Below are 12395 nucleotides of genomic sequence, written 5' to 3' on the forward strand. Positions count from 1 at the left end.
TTAAATGTGGGAGCGGGCTTGCTCGCGATGGCGTCAGTTCAGTCAAAACGCGTACGGAATGCTCACCTTGGCCCAGAGCATCTCGCCCTTGGGCCGGTTTTCTACATCAAACTCCTTGGCCCAGCGAATCTCCGCGCTGGCGTACTTGAGAAAGGTCCAGTGCAACGCCGGGCCAATCGCAAACACCTGACCGCGCACGCCGTCGTCCACGTCTTCGCCATTGAACTGCACGGTGTGGCCGAACTGTTTGTCGTCGGTGGTTTGCTTGAGGTAGTAGCCGTTCAGCCCGAGCATCAGGTCGTCGGTGATCTTGTAGCTGGCCGAATAGTCGAAGTGGAAAATCTGCCCCGACTTGTAGTCGGTGTCTTTGTTTTTCTCGTTGAAACTGTACGTCGTCTTCAGCGACACCTCGGTTTTATCCGTCGGCAGCCAGGTGAAGGAGAACAGCGGTTTGTAGGTGTAGAAATTGTTGCTGGTGTTGGCCAGGCGATCGATGCTGTATTCGCCGGTCGGTACGGTGACTTCCACGGCGGCACCGAGGGTCAGGTTCGGGCCCATGTCCCACAGAATGATCGGCGCGAATGTGGTGTCGCCCATGCCTTCGCGGGTGTCCTGCAAGCCGAATACCGAGACTTCCTGCTTGAGCCAGGGCTGGGCGATGTAAGCCCCCAGTCGCCCCCCGAATACCCGCAGCGGGGTGAGGTAATCCAGGCGCGGAATGACCGCCGTGGATTCGATCTCAACGTTCGGCACCTTGCCGCCCAGCGAACTGATATTCAGCTCCCTGGCCTTGTAGTGGTTGTAGTAGACGTTGAACGCCAGCATGTTGTCCGGAAGGCTGTCGGGCGACAGCGGCAACATGAAAAAACCGTCGGTGCCGGGGCCGATGTTGTCCACGCCAGCCTCAGTGGCCAGTACCGGTTCAATGGCGCAGACGCAGGCCAAGCTGATGACCAGAAGGGGAATTGTCGTGCGGATCGGGATCATGGGCATACTCATTCTTATTGTTAGCGGGCTTTCCAGCGTCCATACGAGGGCCGCAACATAGAAATAAGCTGTCTGCGCCCTGCAAGGCAGGGTATTGGCGGCCATTTAGGGGGACTTCTGCGGACAGCCTGTAATCCCTGTGCTAACTTCCTTCGACATAACCGGTTACAAAAATAAGAATGCAGCTCGCCCCGGAATGTATGCCCCATGCAAATGAAAGTGATCGATCCCACCTTTGAACTGGCGCTGGTGTCGCCGTTTCTCCTGCAAACCCTGGCCGAAGTCGCCGAGCAAAAAGGCGTCAACCCCGACACCCTGTGCCGAGGGCTGGGCTTTACCCTGGAAGACCTCCAGGACCCGGCGCAACGCATCTCCTACCGCCAGGCCGTGACCATGATTCAGCGAGCGCTCAAAGTCTTGCCCAATCAGGGGCTGGGCTTGTGGGTCGGCGCGCAGAATGTGCTCGGCACCCTGGGGCTGCTGGGGCATGTCTTGTCACTGTGCAAGACCCTTCGCGATGCCTTTGAACTGGGCATTCGCCATCAACACACCTCTGGCGGCATTGTCGTGTCGAGTGTGGAGGAGGCGGGTGATCGGGTGTTTGTCGACGTCGAGTGCCGCTTGCCATTCGCCGATGTGCAGCTGTTTGCGGTCGAGGAGTTTTTCGCCAGCCTGCTGGTGTATGGCCGGGCGCTGGTCGGGACCGATTTCAAGCCGGTGGCGGTGCAATTCATGCACGCCGCGCCGGATTATCTCAGCGAGTATGCGCGACTGCTGGGCCCGGACGTGCGTTTCGGCTGCCTGCAGAACCGCATGGTGATCTCGGCGCACTGGCTGGATGTGCACTTGCCCAATCACCATTCCCTGGCGTTGCGTCAGGCGGTGCAACTGCTGGAGCTGGAAGCCACGCAGGTGCACCAGAAGATCGACTTGATCCAGGCGGTGGAGCGGGCGATTGCCCGGGACCTGACCGAGGGCAGTCATATCGAGAAAATCGCCGGCGACCTGAACATGAGCAGCCGCACCTTGCGCCGCCGCCTGACTGAGCACGCACTGACTTTTGAAACGCTGCTGGAACAGGTGCGCCAGAGTCGTACCATGAGCCTGCTGGCCAACCCGGACATGTCCATTGAACGCATCACCGAAGAGGTCGGCTACAGCGACGTGCGCAGTTTTCGCCGCGCCTTCAAGCGCTGGACCGGCATGAGCCCGAGCGCGTTCCGCCATGAAAGCCCCAGCGTGGTTTAATCTTTTTGTACAGCGGGGTTTGCTGTAATGAGCGGGCTTTTGTGGCGAGGGGGCTTGCCCCCGCTGGGTTGCGAAGCAGCCCCAAAACCCGCCTACCCGGTATGACTGGAGAATGCAGGGGAGCGCTTCGCACTCCAGCGGGGGCAAGCCCCCTCGCCACAAAAGCTCCCTGGCTGCAGTAGCTCCCCGGCCGTTGGTAGCCGCCTCACCCTGGCTTCATAACCTCTCAAACCACACAAATCCTCGTGCTGCGGTTAAACTCGGTGCTCTTTTTCAAGGAGTTCATATGAGCCATTACCAGCCGGGCATTCTCGCCACCCCTGTTCCGCCTCAAGCCCGTCATATGTTCTTCGCCCTCCAATGCGCCGAAGCGTTGCCGACCGCGCTCGACAACTTGATGCAACTGGTGGACGGGAAGTCGGCTGTCGTCGGTTTCGGCGAGTCGCTGGTCAAGGCGTTGCACGGCCAGATCGTAGGCCTGCGCGCGTTCCCGGCATTGACTGGGGTCGGTGTCGACAACCCGTCGACGCAACATGCGCTGTGGTGCTGGCTGCACGGTGTCGACCGTGGCGAGTTGCTCAACCGCAGCAACGCCATCGCCGCGGCATTGGCCCCGGCCCTGCGCCTGGTGCAGATGAACGAAACCTTCCGCCATATGACCGGCCACGACCTGACCGGTTACGAAGATGGCACCGAAAACCCCCATGACGAAGCTGCCGTGGCCGCTGCGCTGGTGGGTGAGGGCGCTGACGGCCTGGTCGGTGGCAGTTTTGCCGCGATCCAGCAGTGGCAGCATGACCTCAAGGGCTTCCACGCTCTGTCGTCCGGGGAAAAGGACAACATCATGGGCCGGCGCCTGAGCGACAACGAAGAAATCGATGACGCGCCGGTCTCGGCTCACGTCAAGCGCACCGCCCAGGAAAGCTTCGCCCCCGAAGCCTTTGTGGTGCGCCGTTCGATGCCATGGATCGAAGGTGAGCACGCCGGCCTGATGTTCCTGGCCTTCGGTTTTTCCCTCGACGCCTTCGAAGCACAACTACGGCGCATGAGCGGTCTGGAAGACGGCATCACCGATGGTTTGTACCGCATCAGCCGCCCGATCACCGGTGGCTACTACTGGTGCCCGCCGCTCAAGGACGGCCATCTGGACCTGCGCGCATTGCGCATCGGCTGACAATCAGGGAGTGACTATGAACGTGGTGCGCTGGGGCATGATTGGTTGTGGCAGTGTCGCTGAACGCAAGAGCGGGCCGGCCTTCTACAAGGCACCGGGCTCGGCGCTGGTGGCGGTGATGGGGCGGCGCCGGGAGGCCGTCGCTGATTATGCCGCGCGCCACGGCATCGCTCGGGTGTATACCGATGTCGATGCGCTGATCAACGATCCCGAGGTCGACGCGGTGTACATCGCCACACCGCCCGACAGCCATCGTGCCTATGCCTTGCAGGTGGCTGCCGCCGGCAAGCACTGCTGCGTGGAAAAGCCGATGTCGCTGAGCGCCGGGCAAAGTCGCGAAATGCAGCAGGTCTTCGCCGATGCCGGGCTGCACCTGTTCGTGTCTTATTACCGACGTTCGCTGCCACGCTTTCAACAAGTGCGACAGTGGCTGGAGGAGGGGCGGATCGGCGAGGTTCGGCATTTGACCTGGACCCTGACCAAAGCCCCGTCGGAGGCGGATCAGGAAGGCCGCGCCAACTGGCGCACCGACCCGGCGATTGCCGGCGGTGGCTACTTCGCCGACCTGGCCAGCCATGGCCTGGACCTGTTTCAGTACCTGCTGGGCGACATCGATGAAGTCAGCGGACTGACTGCGCGCCAAGCCGGACTGTATGCCGCCGAAGACGCCGTCAGTGCCTGTTGGCGATTCGCCTGCGGGGCGCTGGGCATGGGCTGCTGGAACTTCGTCGCTGATCGTCGCGAAGACCGTGTCGAGCTGATCGGCAGTAAAGGGCGGATCAGTTTTTCGGTGTTCGATGAACACCCGGTGCAGCTTGAAGCGGATGAAAGTCTCAGCCTGCACATTGCCCATCATGAACACATCCAGTGGCATCACGTATTAGGCATGAATGCACACATTCGTGGTGAAACACAGCATCCGGCGGTGGCGGCGCAAGCGCTGAAAACCGATTGGGTGATGGATCAGATCCTCAAGCGACACTAAAACCTGCAGGCTGCAGGTGGTCCTGTGGGAGCGAGCAGGTTCGCTCCCACAGAGGATATCGGTGCGCATATAACCTTATGCTCAAACAGTATTTCTCAATCCTCGCATAGCCTCTCTAAGATCACGTCATAACTCGTTATAACAAGTGATCTGCCATGACCGATAACGTTCTATCCCTCAGCAGCGTCCCACTGCACACCCAGCTTCGGGACGTGCTGCGAGCGCGCATCCTCGACGGTGAATACCCGCAAGACAGCCAGATGCCTTCCGAAAGCGAACTCGGCACGCTGTTCAAAGTCAGCCGCATCACCGTGCGCCAGGCCCTCGGTGATCTACAAAAGGAAGGGCTGATCTTCAAGATCCACGGCAAGGGCACCTTCGTCGCCAAACCAAAAACCTTCCAGAACGTCAGCACCCTGCAAGGCCTGGCCGAATCCATGACCGGTCGCGGCTACGAGGTGATCAACCGCCTGCGCAGTTTCAAATTCATCGCCGCCGACAAGCTGGTCGCCGAGCGCTTGCAGGTCGCCGAAGGCGAGATCGTGGCGCAGATCAAGCGGGTGCGTCTGATCAACCGCGAGCCGATCTCCCTGGAAATCACCTACCTGCCCAAGGCCATCGGCGAGCGCCTGGAAAAGGCCGATCTGGTCACCCGCGACATTTTCCTGATCCTGGAGAACGACTGCGGCCTGGCCCTCGGGCACGCCGACCTGGCCATCGATGCCGTACTGGCCGACAGCGACCTGACCCAGGCCCTGAGCGTCGAGCCCGGCTCGCCGATCATGCGCATCGAGCGACTGACCCACGATGCCGCAGGTCGTCCACTGGACTTCGAACACCTCTACTACCGTGGCGACGCCTTCCAGTACCGCCTGCGGATCGACCGGCAAAAAGGGGATCAGGCATGACTCGAAGCACCCTCGAACAGGAATACGACATCGTCATCATCGGCGGTGGTACCGCCGGACCCATGGCGGCCATCAAGGCCAAGGAGCGCAACCGCGATCTGCGCGTGCTGTTGATCGACAAGGCCAACGTCAAGCGCAGCGGGGCGATCAGCATGGGCATGGACGGCCTGAACAACGCGATCATTCCCGGCCACTCGACGCCGGAGCAGTACACCAAGGAAATCACCATCGCCAACGACGGCATCGTCAACCAGGCGGCGGTGTATGCCTATGCCACCCACAGCTTCGAAACCATCGAGCAACTGGACCGCTGGGGCGTGAAATTCGAGAAGGACGAAACCGGCGACTACGCGGTGAAAAAGGTTCACCACATGGGTGCCTACGTGTTGCCGATGCCCGAAGGGCACGACATCAAGAAGGTCCTGTACCGCCAGCTGAAGCGGGCCCGGGTCAGTATCACCAATCGCCTGGTCTGCACGCGCCTGTTGACCGACGCCGAGGGTGCCGTCAATGGCGTGATGGGCTTCGACTGCCGCACCGCCGACTTCCACGTGATCAAGGCCAAGGCGGTGATCCTGTGCTGCGGCGCCGCCGGGCGACTCGGTCTGCCGTCCTCGGGCTACCTGATGGGCACCTACGAAAACCCGACCAATGCTGGCGACGGATATGCCATGGCCTATCACGCAGGCGCCGAGCTGGCGAACCTGGAGTGCTTCCAGATCAACCCCTTGATCAAGGATTACAACGGCCCGGCCTGCGCCTACGTCACCGGCCCCCTGGGCGGCTACACCGCCAACAACAAGGGCGAGCGCTTCATCGAGTGCGACTACTGGAGCGGACAGATGATGTGGGAGTTCCACCAGGAACTCGAAAGCGGCAACGGCCCGGTGTTCCTCAAGCTCGATCACCTGGCCGAGGAAACCATCCAGAACATCGAGGAGATCCTGCACAGCAACGAGCGCCCGAGCCGCGGCCAGTTCCATGCCAATCGCGGTACTGACTACCGCACGCAAATGGTCGAGATGCACATTTCCGAAATCGGTTTTTGCAGCGGGCATTCGGCGTCGGGGGTGTGGGTCAACGAGAAGGCCGAGACGTCGGTCAAGGGGCTGTACTCGGCCGGTGACATGGCCGCAGTGCCGCACAACTACATGCTCGGTGCTTTTACTTATGGCTGGTTCGCCGGGACCAACGCGGCGGATTTTGTGGCTGGTCGCGAGTTTTCCGCACTGGACGCACAGCAGATCGAGACAGAAAAACAGCGGGTCTACGCGCCCCTGGACCGCGAACACGGCCTGCCGCCCGCCCAGGTCGAGTACAAGCTGCGGCGCTTCGTCAACGACTACCTGCAACCGCCGAAGGTGACCAAAAAGATGCAGATCGGCCTGCAACGCTTCAGCGACATCCAGCGCGATCTGGATCAGATCAAGGCCAACAACGCCCACGAGCTGATGCGCGCCATGGAAGTCAGCATGATCCGCGACTGCGCGGAAATGGCCGCCCGCGCATCCTTGTTCCGCGCGGAAAGTCGCTGGGGGCTTTACCACTATCGGGTCGATCACCCGCAGCGCAATGACGGCGACTGGTTCTGCCACTGCCACCTCAAGAAGGACGAAAACGGCCACATGAGCAGTTTCAAGAAAGCGGTCGAACCTTACATCATCCCGCTCGACGCCGATGAAATGCAGGCCTACGACCGGTTACGGGTCGGCGCCTTTGCGGCCTGACGATTAAACCCAGGAGAGTTCGCCCCATGGCCTATCAACCCCAGGAAATATTTTTCCGTTCCAATGCGCCGGTCACGGTCGACGAGGATCTTTGCATCGCCCACAAAGGCTGCACGGTGTGCGTCGACGTCTGCCCGATGGACCTGCTGGCGATCAACCCGGCCACGCAAAAGGCCTACATGGCCTTCGACGAATGCTGGTACTGCATGCCGTGTGAAAAGGATTGCCCGACCGGGGCGGTGAAAGTCGAGATCCCGTACCTGCTGCGCTGAAACACTAGCCCGAATGTGGGAGCCAGCCTGCTGGCGATGAGGCCGGCACAGCTTGCATCTCCATCGACTGACAGGACGCCTTCGCGGGCAAGCCCGCTCCCACAGGGATTTGTGGTGGATCTCAAGTTTTACAGACACCAAGGAAACCTGTGGGAGCCGGGCTTGCCCGCGATTAGGCCAGAACAGACAACTCCAAAACGCCATCCGGCAACCACCGGACGCCAGATTCTAGACACCCCTCGTTTCCCACCGCGCCCTGATCGTGGCGGAGACGAACATCCTATAAATGATTCGAGGGGAAACACTCATGTTGCGTGCAGCTTTCGCCGGTCTGGTACTGGCTTCCTTCACCCTGTCGGCACAGGCCGAAACCATCCGCATTGCCATTGGCACCCAGGACACCACCATCAACTGCGCCGCCGGCGGCCTGTTGATTCGGGAGCTGGGCCTGCTGGACAAATACCTGCCCCACGACGGCCCCTACAAGGACGCCAAATATGAAGTGCAGTGGAAGAACTTCACCAGCGGCGCGCCCCTGACCAACGAGATGGTCGCCGGCAAACTCGACTTCGGCGCCATGGCCGATTTCCCCGGTGCCTTCAATGGTGTGGCGTTTGAAACAGCGGGCAAGCACAGCCTGTTTATCAGTGTGCTCTCGGGCAGCATCAAGGGCAGTGGCAACGGCATCGTGGTGCCGAGCGCCTCGGGCGTGCAGTCCCTGGCCGAGCTCAAGGGCAAGAGCATTTCCGTGCCGTTCGCTTCCACCGCCCATGGCATGTTGCTGCGCGCCGTGGCGGCCCAGGGCTGGGACCCGCTCAAGGATGTGAACATTGTTGCCCAGCCACCGGAAGTCGCCGGCTCCGCTTTGCAGGCCGGCAAGATCGACGCCCATGCCGACTTCGTACCCTTCGCGGAACTGTTCCCCAGCCGTGGTTTCGCGCGCAAGATTTATGACGGGTCCCAGGCCGGTGCGCCGACTTTCCATGGCGCGCTGGTCGATCAGGCGTATGCGAAGAAGTACCCGGAAATCGTCGTCGCCTACCTGCGCGCGAGCATCGAGGCCAATCAATTGCTGGCGGCGGAGCCTGAGAAATACAGTGAGCTGATCGCCAAGGTCACAGGCGTCGATGCCGAGGTCAATTACCTGTTCCACGGCCCGCTCGGCGTGCAGACCCGCGACCTGAGCTGGAAACCGGAATACCGCCAGGCCGTCGGCACAGCCATCGACACCCTCAAATTGCTCAAGAAAGCCGATCGCGGTCTCGATCTCAACCATTTCATCGATGACCAGTACATCCGCACCGCCTTCAAGGCCTCGAACCTGGACTACAGCGCGCAACTGGCCGACTACGGGCAAACACCACTCAAGGCTGTCGATGCGGCAAGCGGCAAAGCCATCACCGACTTCAACCATGTGGCGCAAATCTGGGTACGTGGCGAACCGAAAGTGCGCCAGTACGCTTCGGCGCAAGCCGCGTTCGCCGCGTTGGCCAGCCTCAAGCAGGAAGGCAAAAGCATCCGCGCGGTGTACGCCCAGGCCAGTGACAGCGGGATCAAGTTGCTGGCCGACCAAGCGTGGTTTGCCAGTGATGCCCAAGGGCGGCTCAGTGCATTTCTGCTCAAAGGGCAGGCCCAGGCGTTCGCCACGGCCCAGGGCGGAAAGGTGTTCGACTTCACCGACGCCACCACCCAGTCCGTGGTTAGCCGCTGAGTCAGGTGCCTGACTTGAGGGCTGCCCCTCACCCTAACCCTCTCCCGAGGGAGAGGGGACTGACCGAGGTGAATGCTGGTCATTCGGTGGCCTTTGATATTTGGGTTGAACTCAGGTTCGGAAAACACCAGACCTGCTCCCTGTTCCTTCACCCCTTGCCGGGGAGAGGACTGGCCGAGGTGAATGCTGGTCATTCGGTGGCCTTTGATATTTGGGTTGAGCTCAGGTTCGGAAAACACCAGACCTGCTTCCTGTTCCTTCACCCCCTTGCCGGGGAGAGGACTGACCGAGGTGATTGCTGGTCATTCGGTGGCCTTTGATATCGAGTTGAACTCAGGTTCGGAAAACACCAGCGATCGGCTCCCTTTCCCCCTCTCCCCCCTGGGGGAGAGGGCTGGGGTGAGGGGGTAAATGTTCGCCAACACACAGTTGCACAATTGGAAACCCGATCCATGAAAATACCGACCACCCGCTGGTTATCAAGAGCCGCCTCACTGCTGCTCTGCCTGCTGTTCTGGCAACTCGCCGCCAGCCATCACTGGAACCTCGGCCTGGTGACCTTCGCCAATGTACCGGCACCGCTGGCGGTGATTGAAGCCGCGCTGGGCCTCGGCGACTCCGGCAAGCTCGGCCAACACCTGAGCAGCAGCCTCGGCCGGGTCTTCGCCGGTTACCTCGCCGCGCTGTTCATCGGTATCACCCTGGGCCTGGCCATCGGTCGCTCGAAATGGGCCGAAGATTTGCTGCTGCCGCCTTTGGAAGTCCTGCGTCCGATCCCGGCGGTGGCCTGGATTCCCCTGGCGATCCTGATGTTTCCCTCGTCGGAATTGTCGATGGTGTTCATCACCTTCACCGGCGCCTTGTTCCCGATCCTGCTCAACACCGTGCACGGCGTCGAAGGTGTCGATCCGCGATTGATCGCTTCGGCCAGAAGCCTCGGGGCAGGGCGCCGGGCGATCCTGCTCGAAGTGATTCTGCCCGGTGCCGCACCGAGCATCATCACTGGCCTTGCCATCGGCATGGGCACGTCGTGGTTTTGCCTGGTGACGGCGGAAATGATCTCCGGCCAGTACGGCATCGGCTACTACACCTGGGAGTCCTACACCATCCAGAACTACGCCGACATCGTGGTTGGCATGTTGTTGATCGGCGTCCTGGGGATGGGCAGCAGCCTGTTGATCAAGCGTCTGGGCGGACTGTTCACGCCCTGGCATCGACCACGAGGAAAAGCCTGATGAGCGTTTTTCAACATCCTGAAGGCCGCATCGACATCCGTGGCTTGTCGATCAGCCTGGGCGAGGGCAGCGCGGCTTTCGAAGCCGTGCAGGGTCTCGACTGCCAGATCGAACCCGGCCAGTTCGTGTGCATTCTCGGGCCGTCCGGTTGCGGCAAATCCACCTTGCTCGGCGCACTGGCCGGTCACCTGCAACCGCGTACCGGCACCCTCGACGTTGATGGCGCCCCGGTATCCGGCCCATCGCCCCAGCGCGGCATGGTGTTCCAGCAACACACGCTATTCCCCTGGCGCACGGTGCGCGACAACGTCGCTTTCGGTCTGAAAATGCGTGGCATCGGCAAGGCCGAGCGACACAAGGCTGCCGACGAAATCCTCGCGCTGGTGGGGCTCGCAGGCTTTGCCGAGCGCTGGCCGAACCAGCTCTCCGGTGGCATGCAGCAACGGGTGGAAATCGCCCGGGTGCTGGTCAATCGACCGCGGCTGTTGCTGATGGACGAGCCCTTCGGTGCCCTTGATGCGCTGACGCGCTTGAACATGCAGGAACTGCTGCTGGATATCTGGACCCGCATCCGCACCACCGTGGTATTCGTCACTCATGACATCGATGAGGCGCTGTTCCTCGCCGACCGGCTGCTGGTGATGAGTACGCGACCGGGGCGGATCATCGAGGACCTGCGCCTCGACTTCCCGCGCCCGCGTACCACTGAGCTGGTGACAAGCCATGAGTTTTCCCGCTTGAAACGCCACTGCCTCGAACTGCTGCGTCACGAAGACGGGCGGCAATTGCCACGCCTGAATCCGCTCGGACTGCCTCCTGAAAACAAACTGCCGCGATTTGCCCTATGACCTCACTATTCGATGTAACCGACAACGACGACATTCTTGCCCTGCAACCGCGCCTGACCGATGCCGACCCCGGCGTACGCCGGATCGCGCTGATCGAACTGGCTGACCTGGAGGAACCGGACGGCCTGTTGTGGCTGGTTGACCGGCTGGCTGACGACCCGACCGAAGAGGTGCGTGCCGAAGCCGCACGGTTGCTCGAGGCCTGGGAGGATCAACCGGTGGTCGAGGCGCTGTGCCAGGCGCTGACCGATCCCTCGGCAACGGTGCAGGCCGCCGCTGCGCAAAGTCTCAGTCTGCTCAAGAGCGAAGCGGCAGGGCGGGTGATCCTGCCGTGGACCGGGCATGCCGACAGAGGCGTACGCATCGCCGCGTTCAGGGCGTTGCGCGAGTTGCGCTATCCAGAAGCGGCTTCGGCGGCGCTGCTGGCGTTGGGAGATCAGGACGCCAATGTCCGCCGTGAAGCGGTTGGTGTACTGGGCTGGCTCAAACAACTGGATGCCTTGCCGGCCCTGGCGCGACTGGCCAGCGACGACCCGGACAGCGAAGTGCGCCGCGCCGCCACTGGTGCACTTGGCCTGGCGTCCGACTCACAGGTGCTGCCGGCCCTGCGCCAGGCGTTGCAGGATCAGGCCTGGCAAGTGCGCGAGGAGGCCGCCACCACACTCGGAAAGGTCGGACACGTCGACGCCGGCCCGGCCCTCGTCGAAGCCCTGAGCGACGATTACTGGCAAGTGCGCCTGCGCGCCACCCGCAGCCTCGGCCGCCTGCGCTACGTGCCGGCCCTCGACGGGCTGATCGAAACCCTCGGCCATCGCATCAGCAACCTGCGCAAGGAAGCCGCGCTGGCACTGGGCGAACTCGATGATCGAGGCGCCATCCCGGCGCTGCAGGCCGCGCAAGACGACGGCGACCCGGAAGTGCGCAAGGCGGTGCGCATCGCCTTGAGTCAGTTGCAATGAATCCGCTCTCGGCAGGTAACTCCCAGAGCAAACAGCAACTGCGCCTGAACTGGCCCGATGGCCGCGAGCATTTGCTCGATCATGCCGAATTGCGCCGCCAGTGCCCATGTTCCCAGTGCCGGGCGTTTCGTCTGCGGGGGATGACGCCGATGGTCGATGCCCGGGTGCGGGTGGTTGAGTTGAATCCGCAGGGCTATGGCTTGCAGCTGGTGTTCAGTGATGGGCATGAGCGGGGGATTTATCCGTGGGCGTATCTGGCAGAACTGTGATGCATACAAAGAGCTGCCGCAGGCTGCGATCTTTTGACTTTGATTTTAAAGAACAAGATCAAAGATCGCAGC

At 61.6% G+C, this 12395-nt stretch carries 12 protein-coding genes; 11 read left to right on the forward strand and 1 reads right to left on the reverse strand.

The features are described from left to right. Positions 1–42 precede the first annotated feature (42 nt). The gene (locus tag ASE98_RS06565; protein ID WP_060540576.1) at positions 43–987 is read right to left on the reverse strand and encodes a SphA family protein; all 945 of its coding nucleotides are present in this window, start codon (positions 985–987) and stop codon (positions 43–45) included. A 207-nt stretch (positions 988–1194) separates the two neighbouring features. Between ASE98_RS06565 and ASE98_RS06570 the strand changes: the two genes are divergently transcribed. The 11 genes from ASE98_RS06570 (at position 1195) to ASE98_RS06620 (ending at position 12323) form a co-directional block, all read left to right on the forward strand. After that, positions 1195–2235: an AraC family transcriptional regulator gene (locus tag ASE98_RS06570; protein ID WP_060540577.1), complete on the forward strand. Its 1041-nt coding sequence runs from the start codon at positions 1195–1197 to the stop codon at positions 2233–2235. A 286-nt stretch (positions 2236–2521) separates the two neighbouring features. Then, the gene (locus ASE98_RS06575) at positions 2522–3409 is read left to right on the forward strand and encodes a Dyp-type peroxidase (RefSeq protein WP_060540578.1); all 888 of its coding nucleotides are present in this window, start codon (positions 2522–2524) and stop codon (positions 3407–3409) included. 16 nt (positions 3410–3425) lie between these two features. After that, on the forward strand, positions 3426–4394 hold the full coding sequence (locus ASE98_RS06580; protein ID WP_060540579.1) for a Gfo/Idh/MocA family protein: 969 nt from the start codon (positions 3426–3428) through the stop codon (positions 4392–4394). A 155-nt stretch (positions 4395–4549) separates the two neighbouring features. Then, complete coding sequence (locus ASE98_RS06585; RefSeq protein ID WP_060540580.1) at positions 4550–5302, forward strand: GntR family transcriptional regulator; 753 nt, start codon at positions 4550–4552, stop codon at positions 5300–5302. Next, a complete protein-coding gene (locus tag ASE98_RS06590; protein ID WP_060540581.1) occupies positions 5299–7029 on the forward strand; it encodes a fumarate reductase/succinate dehydrogenase flavoprotein subunit in 1731 nt (576 codons plus the stop codon). Before ASE98_RS06585 ends, ASE98_RS06590 begins: the two co-directional genes overlap by 4 nt. Positions 7030–7055: 26 nt before the next feature. Then, positions 7056–7301, forward strand: coding sequence for a 4Fe-4S dicluster domain-containing protein (locus ASE98_RS06595; RefSeq protein WP_007946457.1), 246 nt, complete (start codon positions 7056–7058; stop codon positions 7299–7301). A gap of 286 nt (positions 7302–7587) precedes the next feature. Further along, positions 7588–9012, forward strand: coding sequence for an ABC transporter substrate-binding protein (locus tag ASE98_RS06600; protein WP_177336951.1), 1425 nt, complete (start codon positions 7588–7590; stop codon positions 9010–9012). 452 nt (positions 9013–9464) lie between these two features. Next, positions 9465–10247, forward strand: a complete 783-nt coding sequence (locus ASE98_RS06605; protein WP_060540583.1) for an ABC transporter permease — start codon at positions 9465–9467, stop codon at positions 10245–10247. Further along, positions 10247–11095: an ABC transporter ATP-binding protein gene (locus tag ASE98_RS06610; RefSeq protein WP_060540584.1), complete on the forward strand. Its 849-nt coding sequence runs from the start codon at positions 10247–10249 to the stop codon at positions 11093–11095. The genes ASE98_RS06605 and ASE98_RS06610 overlap by 1 nt, the downstream gene beginning before the upstream one ends. Continuing rightward, entirely contained in the window at positions 11092–12054 is a 963-nt protein-coding gene (locus ASE98_RS06615) for a HEAT repeat domain-containing protein (RefSeq protein WP_060540585.1), read from the forward strand. The genes ASE98_RS06610 and ASE98_RS06615 overlap by 4 nt, the downstream gene beginning before the upstream one ends. Further along, complete coding sequence (locus tag ASE98_RS06620) at positions 12051–12323, forward strand: DUF971 domain-containing protein (RefSeq protein ID WP_060540586.1); 273 nt, start codon at positions 12051–12053, stop codon at positions 12321–12323. Before ASE98_RS06615 ends, ASE98_RS06620 begins: the two co-directional genes overlap by 4 nt. Positions 12324–12395 lie beyond the last annotated feature (72 nt).

The organism is Pseudomonas sp. Leaf48 (assembly GCF_001421885.1).
In the GTDB taxonomy this organism is placed as follows: domain Bacteria; phylum Pseudomonadota; class Gammaproteobacteria; order Pseudomonadales; family Pseudomonadaceae; genus Aquipseudomonas.